The following is a 589-nucleotide window of genomic DNA, read 5'->3' on the forward strand; positions in this document are numbered from 1 at the left end:
GGAGCGCGCCGGGCTGGGCGAAGACGAGGATGTTGTCACGGAAGGCCATGAGAGTCGGGATCGACGTGATCTGGAACCCGGCGGCGAGCTGCTGCTCGGCCTCCGTGTCGACCTTGCCGAAGACCACGTCGGGGTGGGCCTGGGAGGCTTTGTCGTAGATGGGCGCGAACATGCGGCACGGACCGCACCACGATGCCCAGAAGTCCACGAGCACGATGTCGTTGTCATTCACCGTCGACTCGAAGTCGGAGAGAGTCAGGTCCTTGGTCGCCATGTTTCCACGCTACGCGGTCGGCAAGCCGTCGGGGTCGAATCGATCTGTGGATACCGGGGTCGAGCACGCGCGGTGGTCTACGATGACCGTGTAAGCCCCGTGTGGACCGCTGGATCTCGACCAAGTCGCCGGGGCTTTGCTCTGTCCACAGGCGGCCTCGGACACCGGCGCTGGTGCGCGACGATTGCTGCATGTCCGACCTCTGGATCGACTCCTGGCTGAGCGGAGCCCGCTTCCAGCGCTACATCGATGAATGCTCCGGCGATCGCGGCGAGGCGCTGCGGCTGTATGAGTGGAACGCTGAGCTCTCGCAGG

Annotated in this window: 1 protein-coding gene; it reads right to left on the reverse strand. The window is 65.0% G+C overall.

Translation table 11 applies throughout. The features are described 5' to 3' along the window. Positions 1–274: thioredoxin family protein (locus ACI3KW_RS23220; protein ID WP_404850057.1), on the reverse strand; the 274-nt coding region annotated here is incomplete at its 3' end. Positions 275–589: the final 315 nt, after the last annotated feature.

The sequence above is a fragment of the Devosia sp. ZW T5_3 genome, from assembly GCF_044987315.1.
In the GTDB taxonomy this organism is placed as follows: Bacteria; Pseudomonadota; Alphaproteobacteria; order Rhizobiales; family Devosiaceae; genus Devosia.